Annotated in this window: 14 protein-coding genes; 8 read left to right on the top strand and 6 right to left on the bottom strand. The window is 37.4% G+C overall.

What is annotated here, in order from left to right; all coding sequences use genetic code 11:
* Nucleotides 1–102 precede the first annotated feature (102 nt).
* The gene (locus tag OZP12_RS02335) at nucleotides 103–1,053 is read left to right on the top strand and encodes an MBL fold metallo-hydrolase (protein ID WP_281227446.1); all 951 of its coding nucleotides are present in this window, start codon (nucleotides 103–105) and stop codon (nucleotides 1,051–1,053) included.
* A 118-nt stretch (nucleotides 1,054–1,171) separates the two neighbouring features.
* Here OZP12_RS02335 and OZP12_RS02330 read toward each other — a convergent pair whose 3' ends face one another.
* Complete coding sequence (locus tag OZP12_RS02330) at nucleotides 1,172–2,287, bottom strand: endonuclease/exonuclease/phosphatase family protein (protein WP_281227445.1); 1,116 nt, start codon at nucleotides 2,285–2,287, stop codon at nucleotides 1,172–1,174.
* Nucleotides 2,288–2,512: 225 nt separating this feature from the next.
* Here OZP12_RS02330 and OZP12_RS02325 point away from each other — a divergent pair, with 225 nt between their 5' ends.
* The 5 genes from OZP12_RS02325 (at nucleotide 2,513) to OZP12_RS02305 (ending at nucleotide 7,913) form a co-directional block, all read left to right on the top strand.
* Complete coding sequence (locus OZP12_RS02325) at nucleotides 2,513–3,409, top strand: S66 peptidase family protein (RefSeq protein ID WP_281229115.1); 897 nt, start codon at nucleotides 2,513–2,515, stop codon at nucleotides 3,407–3,409.
* A gap of 126 nt (nucleotides 3,410–3,535) precedes the next feature.
* Nucleotides 3,536–3,895, top strand: a complete 360-nt coding sequence (locus OZP12_RS02320; protein ID WP_281227444.1) for a YraN family protein — start codon at nucleotides 3,536–3,538, stop codon at nucleotides 3,893–3,895.
* Between the two features lie 107 nt (nucleotides 3,896–4,002).
* Nucleotides 4,003–4,659 (top strand): aspartate kinase, encoded by a 657-nt coding sequence (locus tag OZP12_RS02315; protein ID WP_035636427.1) that lies wholly within the window; start codon nucleotides 4,003–4,005, stop codon nucleotides 4,657–4,659.
* Between the two features lie 337 nt (nucleotides 4,660–4,996).
* The gene (locus tag OZP12_RS02310) at nucleotides 4,997–7,102 is read left to right on the top strand and encodes an FAD-binding and (Fe-S)-binding domain-containing protein (RefSeq protein WP_281227443.1); all 2,106 of its coding nucleotides are present in this window, start codon (nucleotides 4,997–4,999) and stop codon (nucleotides 7,100–7,102) included.
* Between the two features lie 94 nt (nucleotides 7,103–7,196).
* The gene (locus OZP12_RS02305; protein WP_281227442.1) at nucleotides 7,197–7,913 is read left to right on the top strand and encodes a heterodisulfide reductase-related iron-sulfur binding cluster; all 717 of its coding nucleotides are present in this window, start codon (nucleotides 7,197–7,199) and stop codon (nucleotides 7,911–7,913) included.
* 61 nt (nucleotides 7,914–7,974) lie between these two features.
* Here the strand turns inward: OZP12_RS02305 and OZP12_RS02300 are convergent, their stop codons facing one another.
* The 5 genes from OZP12_RS02300 to OZP12_RS02280 all read right to left on the bottom strand — a co-directional run bounded on the left by OZP12_RS02300 (nucleotide 7,975) and on the right by OZP12_RS02280 (nucleotide 14,389).
* Nucleotides 7,975–8,733: an SDR family NAD(P)-dependent oxidoreductase gene (locus OZP12_RS02300; protein WP_281227441.1), complete on the bottom strand. Its 759-nt coding sequence runs from the start codon at nucleotides 8,731–8,733 to the stop codon at nucleotides 7,975–7,977.
* 104 nt (nucleotides 8,734–8,837) lie between these two features.
* The gene (locus OZP12_RS02295) at nucleotides 8,838–9,767 is read right to left on the bottom strand and encodes a helix-turn-helix domain-containing protein (RefSeq protein ID WP_281227440.1); all 930 of its coding nucleotides are present in this window, start codon (nucleotides 9,765–9,767) and stop codon (nucleotides 8,838–8,840) included.
* A gap of 157 nt (nucleotides 9,768–9,924) precedes the next feature.
* A complete protein-coding gene (locus OZP12_RS02290) occupies nucleotides 9,925–10,338 on the bottom strand; it encodes a hypothetical protein (RefSeq protein ID WP_281227439.1) in 414 nt (137 codons plus the stop codon).
* 12 nt (nucleotides 10,339–10,350) lie between these two features.
* Nucleotides 10,351–13,731: a transcription-repair coupling factor gene (gene mfd, locus OZP12_RS02285; protein ID WP_432419515.1), complete on the bottom strand. Its 3,381-nt coding sequence runs from the start codon at nucleotides 13,729–13,731 to the stop codon at nucleotides 10,351–10,353.
* Nucleotides 13,712–14,389 carry a hypothetical protein gene (locus OZP12_RS02280; RefSeq protein WP_281227438.1) on the bottom strand — a complete coding sequence of 226 codons (678 nt, stop codon included), beginning with the start codon at nucleotides 14,387–14,389 and terminating at the stop codon, nucleotides 13,712–13,714. The genes mfd and OZP12_RS02280 overlap by 20 nt, the downstream gene beginning before the upstream one ends.
* A 273-nt stretch (nucleotides 14,390–14,662) precedes the next feature.
* On the opposite strand from OZP12_RS02280, the gene OZP12_RS02275 reads away from it, so the two are divergent.
* Together OZP12_RS02275 and OZP12_RS02270 are read left to right on the top strand one after the other, a co-directional pair.
* Nucleotides 14,663–15,625, top strand: coding sequence for an L-threonine 3-dehydrogenase (locus OZP12_RS02275; protein WP_281227437.1), 963 nt, complete (start codon nucleotides 14,663–14,665; stop codon nucleotides 15,623–15,625).
* 299 nt (nucleotides 15,626–15,924) lie between these two features.
* Nucleotides 15,925–18,585 (top strand): MGH1-like glycoside hydrolase domain-containing protein, encoded by a 2,661-nt coding sequence (locus OZP12_RS02270; RefSeq protein ID WP_281227436.1) that lies wholly within the window; start codon nucleotides 15,925–15,927, stop codon nucleotides 18,583–18,585.
* Nucleotides 18,586–18,627: the final 42 nt, after the last annotated feature.

Below are 18,627 nucleotides of genomic sequence, written 5' to 3'. Positions count from 1 at the left end.
AAATTAGCCCTATTTTTTATTTGAATACTTTATTAATTTGTGCAAATCTGTCTAATTTGTGGCTATTTTTGCAAAAAACAACCTTTCGTAAAGATCCAAAATATGATTCTTTTCAATAAACAAACCATTTTTTTCTTTTTAGTATCCCTACAATTGTTTTCCCAAAAAGCTGCTTTTGATGTAGTCCCTTTAGGTGTAAAAGGCGGTATTGACGAAAAAAATCTTTCGGCCTATTTGGTTGCTCCAATAAATACCAAAGATTACATCTGTCTCGATGCAGGAACCATTAATGCAGGGATTGAAAAAGCAATAACCAATAAAGTCTTCAATGTTACAACTAGCGAAGTTTTAAGAAAGTACATCAAAGGATATTGTATTTCCCATGCACATTTGGATCATGTATCAGGTTTAATCATTAATTCCCCAGCCGATTCTTCCAAAACGGTTTATGCGACAAAGAAATGTCTGGAAATGATGGAAAACCATTATTTTAATGGTGAAACTTGGGCAAATTTTGGTGATGAAGGCCCCGGTTATCAATTGAAAAAATACCATTTTCAAACTCTAACTATTGGTGAAGAAACCAAACTGACCAATACCACAATGACTGTAAAAGCGTTTCCGCTGAGTCATGTAAACCCATTTGAAAGTACTGCCTTTTTAATCCAAAATGGAAATGATGCCATTTTATATTTGGGAGACACCGGCTCTGATTCAGTCGAAAAAAGCAATGATTTAAAATCGTTATGGCTGGCTGTCGCCCCTTTGATTCAGCAAAAAAAATTAAGAGGGATTTTTATTGAAGTTTCTTTCCCAAATGAACAACCGGACAATGCTTTATTTGGGCATTTGACCCCAAATCATTTAATGAAAGAACTTCACAATTTGGAAGAATTAGCAGGAAAAGGGAGTTTGAAAAATTTCAAGATTATTATTACCCACCTGAAACCGCCTAGCAAAAACATTGTAAAAATTAAAGAGCAATTGCAAAAAGGAAATGATTTGGGTGTACAACTGATCTTTCCGGAACAAGGTAAAAGATTTGGATTGTAAAATATTTGATTGAAGATTTCCGATTAACGATTTTTGATGGTGGATACCTGAAAAAATATCTTTTTTTATCATCACAAAATCTGAAATCTAAAATCGTTAATCTACAATCAAAAATCCTTTATTTTTTTTCTTTTATCAAATAAATATAAACCGGGAAGTGGTCGCTAAAACCAATTTCGGTGAGTGAATGTCGTAAAGGATAGCCTTTGTATTTACCACTTTTTTGGATTAAAAATGGTTTGTTATAAATTCCCGCTTTCCAATATTGAAAAGAACTATAATCCTTTTGCAACAACGATTCCGAAACCATCACTTGGTCAAAAATATCCCAGGAATCCCGAAAGGCAATAGTCCCCAATCCTTTATTGACCATTTCTTCGAATGGATTGTAAATACCAAATGGCTTAACCTCCTGAATTTTTCCTTTGGCACCAAGCGCTTTTTTCACGCTATTGTTAAAAGGACTGTCGTTTAAATCACCCATAGTTATCACTTTGGCATTGGGATTAATTTGTTGAAGGGAATCTATAATTTTCCGATTCAAAACTCCGGCTGCTTCTCGATACGGACTCGATTTCTTTTCCCCACCCGCTCTTGAAGGCCAATGATTGACAATAATATGAATCTCTTCTCCATTCAAAAAACCGGTCACCAATAATTGATCCCTGGTATAAATCCGATGACTTTTAGTATTGACCTGAATTACATCTTCCGCTTCAACATTTACAGACTCTTCTGTTTTAGACAATTCTTCATTTGAAACTTCCTTTTTATAAACATACAACGGAATATTAATATAACTCGTAGGTTGAAATTGCTTCTTTTGGTACAATAAAGCAACATCAATTCCTCTTTTGTCGGGAGAATCAAAATGGATAATTCCATAATCCTTGTCAATAAGTTTGGGCTGCTTGATTAAATCTTCCAAAACGGCTTGATTTTCAATTTCGGCTGCACCAATGAATGTTGGAGAATTCGGATTTTCACCAGTTCCTATTTCAGATAAAACCCTGGCTAAATTTTCGAGTTTTTGGTGGTATTTTTTAGTGTTCCAATGTTCTGTTCCCGTTGGAGTCCATTCTTCATCATGTGTCAGTGGATCGTCAATAGTGTCATGGCAATTTTCGAAATTATAAAACGCAACCGTATGTATTGCATAAGCTTTGGTTTGTGCATTACTTTTTGCAATTATTAAAAACAAAATCAGACAAAACCAGTTCTTTTGAGTTATCATCAACTTTCTTAAAATGAGTTCAATATTTGTAAATATAGTAATTATAGTACAATTATTTATGTTCTCAGGAAATGCCTATCTTTGCTTTTATCCTTTAACTATCATTTTCAAAAGCGCAGCATGAATTTCAATCCATTTTCTTTTATTAAAAAACAATATGTTTTGCGTCCGATGCTATTGCTTATTTTTGTTTTACAATCTATAAACAGTCAAGCTCAAACTACTATGATTACACCACCTTATTTACAAAAAGGAGATACCGTTGCAATTGTTGCAACTGCACGCAAAAATGTTGATGACAACCTGAAACCAACAATTGATTTACTACATTCATGGGGTTTGGAAGTCGTTATTGGAAGCACAATTGGATTAGATTTAAACCAATTGGCGGGAACTGATGAACAGCGTGCAGCCGATTTTCAGCATCAAATGGATAATCCAAATATCAAAGCAATTTGGTGCGCACGTGGTGGTTATGGTACTGTGCGTATAATTGATTTATTGGATTTTACCAAATTCAAGCAGCATCCAAAATGGATTGTGGGTTTCAGCGATGTTACTGTTTTACACAATCATCTCAATACGATGGGTTACAAATCGATTCATGGGACTATGCCTATCAGCGTAGCAAGAACAGCTCCAGAATCTATTGAATCTTTGAAAACAGCTTTGTTTGGACAAAAATTATCCTATCAAATAGATCCGTTCCCTATGAATCGTTTCGGGAAAGCGACTGGAGAATTAGTAGGTGGCAACCTTTCTATTTTATATAGTTTAATGGGTTCCAAATCGGCTATTGATTGCACCGATAAAATTTTATTTATAGAAGATTTAGACGAATATCTTTATCATATCGACCGAATGATGATGAACCTCAAACGCAATGGCTGTCTGGAAAGCATCAAAGGAATTATTGTTGGCGGAATGACAGAGATGAAAGACAACGATATTCCATGGGGAAAAAACGCCAATGAAATTGTTCAAGATGTGACCCAAAAATATAATATTCCGATACTTTATAATTTCCCTGCCGGGCACGTTCACGACAACAGAGCCTTGATTATGGGAAATACTATGACTATCGATGTGAACGAAAATTGCAATACTGTGATTTTTGAGTAGCTCAAGAATATAGAGAAAAGATGATAGAAAAAAGACTTTTCATTTGTCTTAAACTAAGTCCAAAATCTATTCTCTATGTTCTATTTTCTTAAATCTAAAATCATAAATCTGCAATCTAAAATCTAAATGGCTGAACATAACGAACTGGGCAAACTAGGTGAAGATCTAGCGGTGGATTACCTCAAAAAAAATGGGTACAGCATTCTGGACACCAACTGGACATTCCAAAAAGCCGAAATTGATATTATCGCCCAAAAAGATAACACACTTGCGATTGTTGAAGTAAAAACGCGTTCGTCAATCGATTTTGGTTTACCTCAAGATTTTGTAAAACCAAAAAAAATACAACTTTTGGTCAAAGCTGTCGACGCCTACGTTAATCAAAAAAACTTGGATTTAGATGTCCGATTTGACATTGTTGCCGTACACAAGGAAGGTAAATCATTTGTAATTGAACACCTTATAAATGCTTTTTTTCATTTTTAAAAAAATTTAACAATGTTATATTTGTAACAAATTGTTTTTTACGTATATTTGCATCGGTTTTAAATCCTAAAAACTAAGTACTAACTACGTAAAAACAACTATATATTATGAAAACAGTTTCCTCGATTGTTGAAAATTACATCAAAACAAAGCCCTTTTTGCTGAATGCATTGTCACTTGGTATCATCAACTTAACTTCTTTGTCCAGAAATATCATGACCGAATTAGAAAGTGAATTCGGAAAAGAAGTAAAACAAGGAGCTGTAGTGATGGCTCTTAAAAGATTAACTGAAGAGTTAGACTTTAGATTAAATCACAAAATCAATAAAGTAATTAAAAACATAGGCGAAATAACAGTAAGATCTGCCTTGACTGATTATACTTTTGCCGTTTCGGAAACTGTTTTGAACAAACAAGCCGACTTGATCACTGACATTAACTCGTTACCAGATATTTTTTACACCTCTTCCAAAGGAGTAAATGAAACAAATATTGTGGTGAGCAATAGTGTAAATCATTTGGTTGAAAAACATTTTGCTTCTGAAAAATTAATCCAAAAATTGGAAAATTTAGCTTCAATTACAGTTAAATTACCAAAAGAAAATATTGTAGTTCCTGGAATTTATTATTTCATTTTCCAACGTTTGGCTTGGGAAGGAATTATCATCAATGAAGTAATTTCAACTTCAAATGAATTTACGATCATGGTAAGTGAAAACGAAGTTGACGTCGCTTTCAAAGTAATCAAAGATTTAAAAAATTAGATAAAAGAATCTTTTATATTTCAAAAAACGAGGCTAAATGCTTCGTTTTTTTTTGAGCAGAATAATTGAGCATTTTAGGAAAATTGGTCCCGCTGTCCACTGTATCTGTGTTCCCAAACCCCGGGAACACAGGATGCCGTTTCCATCGGGGCTAACGAGAAACATTTTGCTTTTTTAGAAGCATCCCTAAAAAATCTGCCAAAATTTCGTGCTTATTTTTTCTCAATAAGAATTATGAAGATTCGGCAAATTTTAAATGGTAAAATATACACTTATACTTAAATTTACACTCTCAATACAAAAAGCTTCCGAGCATTCTTTATAAAACACAAAAGCTATGTTAGCCCCCTCCTATCAAAAGTTAAAAGACATTTTATCGGGTTCGATTGATCCCAAACGAATTTTGACGAATCCTTTACAAACACTTGCTTATGGGACCGATGCCAGTTTTTACAGATTAATTCCAAAAATCGTTATTCTGGCTCACAATGAATCCGAAATAACCGAAATTATAAAGCAAGCCAAAAAATTGGATATTGCTTTAACTTTTCGCGCAGCCGGAACCAGTTTATCAGGTCAGGCCATTACCGATTCAGTTTTAGTAGTTGCCACTCACGGCTGGAAAAACTTTGAACTTTTGGACAATAATCAAAAAGTAAAATTAGAACCCGGAATTGTGGGATCAAGAGCGAATACTTATTTAGCACCACATGGTTTGAAAATAGGTCCCGATCCAGCCTCTATCGGAGCAGCAATGATTGGTGGAATTGTGGCCAACAACGCCAGCGGAATGTGTTGCGGAACTGCCCAAAACTCGTATCAAACCATAGCAGATATTCGCATTGTATTGCATGATGGAACGATATTAGACACTTCAGATGCACAAAGTGTTGCTTCTTTCAAGCAAACGCAATCGGCGTTGATTACGGAAATTGAAAGTCTCAGAGATCAAATTAAAAACGATGAAACGCTTTATCATCAGATTAAAAATAAATTCAAAATAAAAAATACGACAGGCTACAGCATCAACGCATTAGTCGATTATCAAGATCCTATCGATATCATCAAACATTTGATGGTGGGTTCTGAAGGGACTTTGGCATTTATTTCGAATGTGACTTTCAAAACCATCATTGATGAAAAAAATAAATCCTGTTCATTGCTTATTTTCAACACGATTCAGGATGCCTGCAACGCCACCATTTTATTGAAATCGGCACCCGTTGCGGCAGTCGAATTATTGGACAGAGAATCCATTCGTTCGGTTGAAAATGATGACGATGCCCCCGAATATTTCAAGACATTGCCTGAATCGGCTTGCGCCTTATTGGTGGAATGCCGCGACAATGATTTAACAGTTTTAAAAGAAAAACAAGATGCTGTTCGATTACAGATTCAGTCCATTCCTACTTTTACGGATTACGAATTTACAAGCGATCCAAAACAATATTATTTTAATTGGAAAGCCCGAAAAGGATTGTTGCCAACAGTTGGTGGGCTTCGAAAAAATGGTACATCCGTAATCATTGAAGACGTTGGTTTTCCTTTGCCTCAATTGGCCGATGCTTGTTTGGAATTAAAAGATTTGTTCAAAAAATACGAATACCATGATGCTGTTTTGTTTGGCCATGCTTTGGAAGGAAACCTTCATTTTGTGTTCTCGCAAGACTTTTCAAACCAAGCCGAAGTCGATCGTTACGAAAAACTGATGTCGGAATTAGCGGTTTTGGTAGTGGATCGTTTTGGTGGCTCTTTAAAAGCAGAACACGGAACAGGGCGCAACATGGCTCCTTTTGTAGAAAAAGAATGGGGAGCAACTGCCTACGAAATCATGAAACGCATCAAAAACATTTTTGATCCAAACAATAAAATCAATCCGGACGTTTTAATTAATCCCGACCCGAAAGCGCATCTCAAAAATTTGAAACCAATGCCCGAATCCCACGCCATTGTGGACAAATGTATGGAGTGTGGATTTTGTGAACCGCATTGTGTTTCCGAAGGATTAACTTTATCGCCAAGACAAAGAATTGTAATTGCAAGGGAAATCAGTCGTTTGGAAGAATCGAATGATGATCCACAACGATTGGCCGACATCCGCAAAGACGTTACCTATCAGCTAGACGAAACCTGTGCTACCGATGGCCTTTGTGCTTTGGCCTGTCCCGTACATATCGACACCGGAAAATTTGTTAAAACCTGGCGTGCCTCCAATTTGAATTCAGGCAATAAAAAAGTGGCGGCTTACATTGGTTCCCACATGGCAGGAACAACAGCAATTTTGAGAGTGGGTTTGAAAACAGTTTCTTTTTTTCATTCTATTCTTGGAACCAACATTATGACAGCTTTGTCCAATGCGTCGCATTTTATCACCTTTGGAAAAGTACCAAAATGGATTCCGGAAATGCCGAAAGGAGCCAACAAAATAAATTTAAAAAATTAGCCGCTGATTCACTGATTTCAAATTAAACAGATTGTTACGCAATCTAAAAATCTGTGAAAATCCTTGAAATCTGTGGCAAAAAACTATAGGATAAATGAATACAACTTCCGATTTAAAAGTCGTTTACTTTCCTTCCTGCATCAACAGAAGCATGGGAAAAAACCGTTTTCAGGATTCAGATGATTTGCAATTAACTGAACTCACGCACCGCTTATTGGTTCGTGCCGGATTCACTATAATTTATCCCGAATTAATAGATACCCATTGCTGCGGAATGCCTTTTTCGAGCAAAGGTTTTGCCGAAGCCAATCAGGAACAATCTAGTGCATTGGAAACAGCACTTTTAAAAGCTTCAGAAAATGGTAAATATCCTGTTTTGTATGATATGAGTCCGTGTTTTTATCATTCGAAAGAAGAGTTTTCCAAAACCTTGAAAATCGTCGATCCCATCGAATTCATGTTGGATTACGTGATGCCACATTTGACGGTAAAAAACAAAAAAGACACGATTTCAGTTTTCCCCGTTTGTTCGGTAAAAAAAATAGGTAAAACAGATCAATTGGTAGCCTTGTCTCAGTTGTGTGCCAATAAAGTCACGCTTATCGACAGCAATTGCTGCGGTTTTGCCGGAGACAGAGGTTTCCTGATTCCCGAATTGAACGAACACGGATTACGAGAATTAAAATCACAGATTCCAACCAACTGCACAGAAGGCTTTTCTACTAGCCGAACCTGCGAAATTGGCCTTGAAAAAATAAGCGGAATTGATTTTAAATCTATTTTTTATCTGATCGAAGAAGTGACGAGATAAAAAACAATTATCGTCTATTAACCAACAATAATTAATAGACGATAACTGTTTTGTTTTCTATTTATAAAAAGATTCCTCCCGCAACTTCTATACGCTGACCATTTACCCATTTCGAATCATCTGTACATAAAAAAGCGACAACACTTCCAATATCATCAGGCAATCCCACTCGTCCTAAAGCTGTCATAGAAGCAATTTGTTGGTTTAAATCTTTATTATCACGGACAGCACCACCGCCAAAATCAGTCTCAATGGCTCCCGGAGCAACAATGTTCACCCTGATTTTTCTTTCGCCCAATTCTTTTGCCTGATATTTGGACAAAGTTTCAATAGCCCCTTTCATACTTGCATAAGCAGCATATCCCGGAAATGAAAAACGAACCAATCCGGATGAAATATTTACAATTCCCCCACCGTCATTCATTACGTCCAACGCTTTTTGAGTTAGGAAAAAAGCCCCTTTGAAATGAATATTGACCATGTTGTCAAATTGTTCTTCTGTGGTTTTGGCAAAACTTTCGTGAATCCCGACGCCCGCATTATTAACTAAATAATCGATTTTATCGGTACCAAAAGTGCTTTTCAAAGCCGCACTTGCATTTTGAAAAAACGAATCAAAACTACTTACATCGGCAACATTCAATTGCAAAGCCACCGCCTTTTGTCCTAATTTTTCAATTTCATTTACAACTTCTTCAGCTTCTGTTTTTTTACTGTTATAAGTCAATACTACATCAAGTCCTTTTTTGGCAAGACTCAACGCCATATTTTTTCCCAATCCACGGCTTCCTCCGGTAACTAATACTATTTTATTTTTCATCTCAAATTTTGTTTTAAATTATTTTAGGACAAAATTAGTTCTTATGTAAAGTTCGACAATTGCGAATATCAATCCAGAGTTTGCAAAATTCAAATCAAACAATTTTAAATGCGAAAAGACAGTGGCGACAAGGCGGTTTGTTTTTTAAAAAAATTAGAGAAATGCGCCAACTCTTCAAAACCCAACGAAAAAGCAATCTCCGAAATGTTCCAATCGGTTTCTTTCAATAAAATCTTGGCTTCGTGGATTAATCGGTCACTGATTAATTCAGTAGTAGTTTTGCCTGTGTTCTCCTTTAAAACTTTATTGAGGTGATTGACGTGAATGGACAAACGGGTTGCGAAATCTTTGGCCGACTTCAACTCCAAACGCTGCCGTGGGGATTCAATAGGAAACTGCCTTTCAAGTAATTGCAGAAACAAAGAAGAAACTCTCGCGGCCGAATTGTGTTTGGAATACAAAGCCGTTACCGGTTGCAACTTTTGCCCAAAATGAATCAGTTCTGATACATAATTCCGGATCAAATCGTATTTATACACATAATCCGAATTGATTTCCTGATGTATTTTTTTGAAAATCAAATCAATTGCAAAGGCTTCCTCTTCGGTCAATTGAAAAACAGGATAACCATCTGTTTGGAAAATAGGCAGTCTATCCAAGTCAATCCCGCTTTTATCTTTGGTTAAAAACTCACCCGTAAAAACACAAAAATGACCTGACTGCTGCGTATCTAATGGAAGATAATTATAAGGGATTTTGGGCGTAGCAAACAAAAGTGCCTGTTTTTCTATATCAATTGTGCGGTCCGCATACTCGACCCTATTTTTCCCCCGGATCAAACTTATTTTATAATAGGCTCTCCGGTCATAGGGCATAAAAGACTTTTCCTGCAACCTTTCATAAAGTTCCTTGATATTGAAAACATTAAAATGACCAATTTCTTTTTGAATGTCTTTGGGCAATAATCCGCTTGAATCCTGATCATTGCCTCCCGATATTTCCTGATAAAACTCGTCTATTGATTTTGATTTCATTGGAAATGGATTTGTAAAAATCAAATATACGAATTAAAACAATAAATCCTTTTTTTAGTTTTCCCCCAACTTCTGTATCATTTCCAAAGCTGTTCGAGTATTCTTCACATTTTCAAAAGTCTATAAAGAAACATATATGGAAATTTTCAATCGAAATTTAATCAGCACACTCTTGATAATTTAAAGTACAATCAGAAATATTAAAATTTATTGTATAATCTGTAAGTCCTTTTTTACATATAAATCCATAACCAGTATTCGATTTATACCAAACTGGTAATGTATTTATTTTTGCATTTGAATTAACTAAAATATCCGTATTTGAATCCTGTAGATAAAACCGAGACTTTTTTACACTTTTAATAAATTCAGATGAAGCTTTTTTATCAAACCTAATTTTATAAAAGAGACAATAATCAGGTCCCATATCTTGATATTCATCATTCAAGACTTCAAAATCATCTGGTAATTTTACATCTGAAACTTGCTCTAACCTAATTTTACTTGAAGTACGCAAATTACAAGAAGTAAAAAAACATAAACAAAGTAACATAAAGCTTAGCTTTCTCATAATTGAATCGTTTTACTCCCCACCCAACATCTGCATCAATTCCAAACATCTTCTCGTGGTTTTGGCATTGTCAAAAGTCAACAACAATCGCAAACCATTAGGTGTTTGTTTTTCTTTCATAACACAAATATTACTGTTCGTCTGCACAAACTGAATCACTTTATGGAAACGTTTGGAATGGTAATAATCTGATTGTTGGTCGGAGACAAAATAGCCAATCATCTTGCCTTTTTTCATTACCAGTTTTTCGATACCCATTTTGGTGGCAATCCATTTGATGCGGATACTATTCATTAAGGCAAGCGCTCTCGGAGGCATTGGACCAAAACGGTCAATTAATTTATTTTGGAAAACAATCAATTCTTCCTCGTTTTTCACTTCTGCCAATTCGTTGTACAAACTTAAACGCTCCGTGACATTATTGATGTATTCGTCTGAAAACAACAACTCAAAATCGGTGTCGATTTGCAAGTCTTTTACGTATTCTTTGGTCTCGATATTATTCTCTTCGGGGTATAAATCTTTGAACTCATTCTCCTTCAATTCCTCGATAGCCTCATTCATGATTTTTTGGTACGTATCAAAACCAATGTCATTGATAAATCCGCTTTGTTCTCCTCCCAATAAATCTCCGGCACCACGGATTTCAAGGTCTTTCATCGCGATGTTCAAACCACTTCCCAATTCACTGAATTGTTCCAAAGCCTGAATACGTTTTCTGGCATCATCGGTCATGTGTGAATACGGTGGGCAAATGAAATAACAGAACGCTTTCTTGTTGCTTCGTCCCACACGGCCTCTCATTTGATGTAAATCAGACAAACCAAAATTGTTGGCATTATTGATAAAGATTGTGTTGGCATTAGGAACGTCCAAACCGCTTTCAATAATTGTAGTTGCCACCAAAACATCGAATTCTCCGTTCATGAAACCGAGCATCAATTCTTCCAATTTACCACCGTCCATTTGTCCGTGACCGATTCCCACACGTGCATTAGGCACCAAACGCTGAATCATTCCGGCAATTTCCTTGATATTTTCGATTCGGTTATTGATGAAGAAAACCTGTCCGTTCCGCTGAATTTCATACGAAATCGCATCGCGAATCAGTTCTTCATTAAACCCGACCACATTCGTTTCTATAGGATAACGATTGGGCGGAGGCGTTGTAATTACCGACAAATCGCGTGCCGCCATCAACGAAAACTGCAAGGTTCTCGGAATTGGTGTTGCCGTCAAAGTCAACGTATCGACATTCGCAGCAATGGTTTTGAGTTTGTCTTTTACGTTAACACCAAATTTCTGCTCCTCATCAACAATCAGTAATCCAAGGTCTTTAAAAACCACATTTTTGTTCACCAACTGATGGGTTCCAATGACAATATCTAGTTTTCCTTCGGCTAAATCTTTTAAGGTTTGCGCTTTTTGTTTGGCAGTTCTAAAACGGTTCAAGTAACCGATAGAAACCGGCATGTCTTTCAATCTTTCGCTAAAAGTTCGGTAATGTTGGTACGCCAAAATAGTCGTCGGAACCAAAACCGCAACTTGCTTACTATTATCCACCGCCTTGAACGCCGCACGAATTGCCACTTCGGTTTTACCAAATCCCACATCCCCGCAAACTAAACGATCCATCGGGCGCTCGCTCTCCATGTCGGCTTTGACTTCTTGCGTTGATTTGATCTGGTCTGGAGTATCTTCATAAATAAATGAACTTTCCAACTCATTCTGTAGATAACTGTCGGGAGCAAACTGGAATCCTTTTTCAAGTCTTCGTTTGGCATATAACTGAATCAAATTGAATGCAATATGTTTGACCCTCGCTTTGGTTTTTTGTTTTAAAGTCTTCCACGCGCTGGAACCCAATTTGTAAATTTTGGGTGGCGTTCCGTCTTTTCCATTGTATTTCGAAATCTTGTGCAGCGAGTGAATGCTCACATACACAATATCATTATCGGCGTAAACCAATTTGATTGCTTCCTGCGTTTTACCTTCGACCTGTATTTTTTGCAGTCCGCCAAACTTCCCGATTCCGTGATCGATATGCGTTACATAATCGCCAACGGACAAAGTGGTCAATTCCTTTAAGGTTAAATTTTGCTTTTTGGAATAACCGTTTTTGATGCTAAATTTATGATAACGCTCAAATATCTGGTGGTCGGTATAACAGGTAATTTGGTTTTCCTGATCGATGAAACCTTGGTACAATGGCAAAACAATTGTTTTGTATTGCTTGCGAATATTCTCGGAATTGGCTTCGTCCAAAGATTCGAAAATGTCGTGAAAACGTTTGGTTTGCGCTTCATTCGAACAAACCAAATAATTTTGATAACCGTTAAAATGGTTCTCGCTCAAATTATTCAGCAACAAATCAAATTGCTTGTTGAACGACGGTTGCGGCTGAATGTGATATTCAAACTTTTTGGTCGTTTTAAAAACCGCTTTAGAATGAAACTCCACAACCGAAAAATCCAAAGCTCTCTTAACGAATTCCTTTTGGTTCAAAAACAATTGATCCGGCGTAGCATGTTTGATGTCTTTTGACAATTTTTCAAAAGCTTCTTCAGCCCTTGCAAATTGCTTATCCAATTCGTATAAAAGATTCTCGGTATTTTGAAAAAACAAAACCGTTCTTTCATTTATATAATCTAAAAAACTCTCCCTGTTTTCCTGAAAAACCTTGTTCTCGACATTCGGGATAATGGTGATTTTTTTCTGTTTGTCCAATGACAATTGGGTTGCAACATCAAAAGTTCGGATGCTCTCCACTTCATTCCCGAAAAACTCGATTCGGTACGGATTATCATTCGAAAACGAAAACACATCGACAATTCCACCGCGAACCGAGAATTCGCCCGGTTCCGTGATAAAATCAACCCTTTTGAATTCGTATTCAAACAGCACTTCATTCAGGAAATCAATCGAAATTTTATCCCCCAAACTTACTTTCAGCGTATTTTGATCCAATTTTTGGCGAGTCACCACTTTTTCAAAAAGAGCTTCGGGATACGTGACGATGATGGCCGGTTTTTTACGGGAATTGATTCGGTTCAAAACCTCAGCACGAAGCAAAACGTTGGCATTGTCCGTTTCTTCGATTTGGTACGGACGACGAAACGAACCGGGATAAAACAACACATCCTGCTCTCCAACCATTTGCTCCAAATCGTTCAAATAGTAAGCTGCTTCTTCTTTGTTGCTCAAAACCAACAGAAAAGGAAGTTCCACTTTTTTAAAAACCGACTGAATCACAAAGGATGTCGCCGATCCCAACAAACCGTCCAATTGCATTTTAACCTGATTATTTTCCTGCAAACGAGCTACAATCTGAGCCGTTTTCGGAGAAGAATCATAAACCGAATATATGGTAGATTTACTCAACGTGTGCATCATTTGGATTTTTTGGAGTGGCTGCGCCTCCCGGATTTCCTGGTATCACTTTGTTTTCAGGCATAGCTTGACTTCCAGGTACTACTGGTGGGCTTCCTGCTTGTATCGCTCTTGTGGTGTCCAACATCATCAATAACTCGGACTCTCCAACTTCCATCGGGATTTTACTTTTCTCAACAATCTTGTCCATTTGCCTTTGCAGGGAAACCAATTCCAAATTAATTTCGGAAACCAATTCCGTCACTTTTTTATCCGAAACTTTATCAAGATTAATATATAAATCCAACATTCTAACCTGTGTGATTAGAGCTGAAATTCTACATCTTATAGGCGGGGTATCAAATTGAGAGGGAACATTGTTGTTCAAAGCCATTACCTTGGTTGATAATGATTTGGATTTCTTTTGAAAAGCAGTGATTGTTTTCTTCGGTTTAATGGAAAGTTCATCCATAAAATCACGCCATTCCGGCCAAGTCTTCAAAGTTGCTTCGGAAGTACTGTTGATAGGGGCATCAAAAAAAATCCAACCTTTATCGATGGTCTTAAAAATCAATTCTTTCTTTTTGGCATCCCTTAAATTATCGGCAAGACGCTCATCATTGTCCTTACAGGAAAACACCGTCCAAAGCACCAAAAAAAGCAACATTACTTTATTGTTCATCTCCTAAATTATTTGAGCCACAAAGTTACAAATATCAATGGCAATGGCAATATCAATTTCAATGGCAATGACGATAGCAAAATCAATTTAAATTTCAATGAAAATGGCAATGCCAAAAGCCGATTTTAAACGAAATTTTAGCAACAATATTAACACCTGTAATTATTAACTTCCTCAAATTTTAGTCATTTTATTGAAATATAAATAAAAATACATGCTATTATAGTTGAATATTTACGAAATCGTTATATTTGCAATTCAAAACCTTCTACCATGAATCCAAAAATATTAATAATTGGTGCCTGCGGGCAAATCGGTACTGAATTGACTCATGAACTAAGAGCCATTTATGGAACCGACAATGTTATTGCATCTGATATTCGAAAACTAAATAATGATGTGGTCAACTCAGGTCCTTTTGAAGTAATCAATGCTTTGGATTTTAATCAAATCGAACATTTGGTAGAAATCCACGAGATTACCGATGTTTACTTGATGGCCGCCCTACTTTCTGCAACTGCCGAAAAAAACCCTGCTTTTGCCTGGGACCTCAACATGAATTCGCTGTTTCATGTTTTGAATTTGGCGAAAGCCGGAAAAATCAAAAAAATATTCTGGCCTTCCAGTATAGCTGTTTTTGGACCAAATACCCCAAAAGAAAACACCCCGCAATACACAATTATGGAGCCTTCAACCGTGTACGGCATCAGTAAACAGGCTGGCGAAAGATGGTGTGAATACTACCACAATATGTTTGGTGTCGATGTTAGAAGCATTCGTTATCCGGGCTTAATCAGCTGGACAACACCTCCCGGAGGAGGAACAACTGACTACGCTGTTGACATTTATCACAAAGCCATATCAGAAGGTAAATACGAATGTTTTTTGACCTCTGATACAAAAATGCCGATGATGTATATGGACGATGCCATTGCCGCCACTATCAATATCATGAAAGCTCCAGTTGAGCAAATCAAAATTCACTCTTCGTATAATCTAGCCGCTATGAGTTTCACTCCAACAGAAATAGCTGCCGAAATCAAAAAACACATTCCGGAACTCGAGGTAACCTACGTACCCGACTTCCGTCAAAAAATTGCCGACAGTTGGCCATCCAGCATTGACGACAGTCGTGCCAGGGAAGATTGGGGCTGGAACCATCAATTTGATTTGGAAATGATGACCGTCGATATGTTGAAAAATCTGGCGCATCAATACGATACCGAATTACAATAACACCCAAATTATTCTTTTCTTGGGCGTGCCACCATAAAAAAAGGGACCAACTCACTATACTGGTGATTCGGTCCCTTTCTTTATGCTGTCAGGCCATCCGCTCCGCAACGGCGGATTGCTTCTGTCCCTCACGCGGCATTTCTACTCTCAACAACTATTTCGATTGACAAACTAATTCCCCAAAAAAAATAATCCATAAATTGCTATTCATTAATTATCTTCATTGATTTTTACCAATTATGTAACTGTTTTTAAACGTGTTTTAGCTAAATTGCATTTAGAAACAAATTTAGAATGGTATGCCGGAAAATAACGCCGAAAAATTACGTTTACAATTAAGAACCGATAATAAAGGTTGGAAAAAATGGGGGCCTTATTTATCCGAAAGACAATGGGGAACCGTTAGGGAGGATTATTCACAAAGCGGCTACGCCTGGGGAAGTACTACTCATGACATGGCCCGTTCCAAAGCCTATCGTTGGGGAGAGGAAGGCATTGGAGGAATCTCTGATAACAAACAGCACGTCTGTATTGCTTTTGCCTTTTGGAACCATAAAGACCGCATCCTCAAAGAGCGTTTCTTCGGATTGACACCTGCCGAGTCAAATCACGGAGAGGATGTCAAGGAAATATACTATTATCTGGATTCCACACCCACGCATTCGTATCAAAAAATGCTTTATAAATATCCTCATGCCACTTTTCCTTATGAAAAGTTAATAGAGGAAAGTATAAAACGCAGCCGTCAGGAACCCGAATATGAATTGCTCGACACCGGCGTTTTTGACAAAGACGAATACTTTGACATCACCATAGAATACGCCAAAGCCGATGAACAAGACATCTTAATAAAAATAACGGTAGAAAACCGTTCCAAATTGGCCGCTCCCATTACGGTCTTACCTACCGTTTGGTTCAGGAATACCTGGAGTTGGGGCTATGAAAATTACAAACACCAACCCACTTTACTTGGAGTTGAAAAATCACATATAGAGGTCAACCATAAATTGGTAGGACACTTCAATTTGTATGCTGAAAATGCCAAAGACTTTTTGTTTTGCGACAATAAAACCAATTTTGAAAAATTATATAAATCGCCTGCACAATCCCCTTACACCAAAGACGGGATCAACGATTATATCATAAATCAAAAACAAACCAGTATAAATCCTGAAAAAATTGGAACCAAAGCGTCGGTACATTATGATGATGTCATTCCTGCCTTGGGCAAAAAAGAATACCGCATTCGTTTTACCAACACCAAACCGGACGAACCCTTTGAAGATTTTGATGCCATTTTCAAAAAAAGAATTGAAGAAGCTGATGAATTTTATGACGCTATCCAAAAAGATATAAAAGACGAAAAATTAAAGTCCATTCAACGTCAAGCCTACGCGGGTATGCTTTGGACCAAACAATGGTATTATTACAATGTTTTCGAATGGTTAAAAGGCGATCCATCGACACCAAGACCCGATGCCAACCGGAAAGAGGGACGCAACAGTGGATGGAAACACATGTACACTTCGAACATTCTCTCGATGCCCGACAAATGGGAATATCCTTGGTTTGCTGCTTGGGATTTGGCCTTTCACACTTTGCCTCTTGCCCGATTAGATCCAGATTTTGCCAAAAGGCAATTATCGGTTATTTTGAGGGAATATTATATGCATCCCAATGGACAAATTCCTGCCTACGAGTGGTCTTTCTCGGATGTAAACCCGCCCGTGCATGCCTGGGCAACCTGGAAAGTGTACCAAATTGACAAAAGCAATAATGGAGGTGTTGGCGATACCGTTTTTCTGGAACGCATCTTTCATAAACTGCTGCTCAATTTTACATGGTGGGTAAATTTAAAAGACCAAAACGGAAATAACATCTTTGGGGGCGGATTCCTCGGAATGGATAATATCGGGGTGTTTGACCGCTCCGCCGATTTACCTACAGGAGGTCATCTGGAACAGGCTGATGGTACGGGCTGGATGGCAATGTATTGCCTGAATATGCTCCGTATTGCCTGTGAAATAGCGCTGAAAAATCCAGTGTATCAAGATATGGCGTCCAAATTCTTTGAACATTTCCTTCATATTTCGGGGGCTATGCAGGCTTTGGGAGAAAACAAATTGAACCTTTGGGACGAAGAAGATCAGTTCTATTACGATATGCTCCATAAAGAAAACGGTGATGCCGAATTGCTGAAAATCCGCTCAATGGTGGGGTTGATTCCGCTTTTTGCTGTTGAAGTTTTAACTCCCGAACTATTGGAAAAATTACCAATGTTCAAGCGCCGTGTTGAATGGGTTTTAAAAAACCGTCCCGATCTTGCCGGCTTGGTTTCCAGTTGGCACATTCCCGGAAAAGGTGAAACCCGATTGCTCTCCACATTAAGAGGGCATCGCATGAAAATGATTCTGAAGCGGATGTTTGATGAAAAGGAATTTTTGTCTGATTTTGGAGTACGTTCCTTGTCCAAATACCACAAAGAGCATCCTTATAAATTCAAGCACGATGGTGGAGTAATCCAAGTTGATTATACCCCAGCTGAAGCCACAGGTGATATGTTTGGTGGAAATTCCAATTGGAGGGGGCCAATTTGGTTCCCAATGAACTACCTGATTCTAGATTCTTTGGAAAAATTCCACAGTTATTACGGTAAAGAATTCAAAGTAGAATTCCCAACCGAATCTGGTGAATTAATGAATTTACAAGAAGCTGCCGAAGGAGTTGCTGAACGTTTATTGGCGCTATTTGTACGTGGCAGTAACAAAAAAATCCCAATGTACGGTGAATACAAAAAATTTCAGGAAGACCCTCTTTTCAATAAAAACCATTTGTTTTTTGAATATTTTGACGGGGATACAGGAAAAGGGCTTGGAGCCAATCATCAAACCGGTTGGACAGGACTGATTACTGAAATTATCAGGCATTTACATGGGGATGGAGAACAGACGTTTTTTTGATTAAAATAATAATCACCAACGAGAGTTGATTACTACTGTTGG

It is taken from the genome of Flavobacterium aquiphilum (assembly GCF_027111335.1).
Classification (GTDB): domain Bacteria; phylum Bacteroidota; class Bacteroidia; order Flavobacteriales; family Flavobacteriaceae; genus Flavobacterium; species Flavobacterium aquiphilum.
This window is presented reverse-complemented; position numbering and strand designations above follow the sequence as displayed.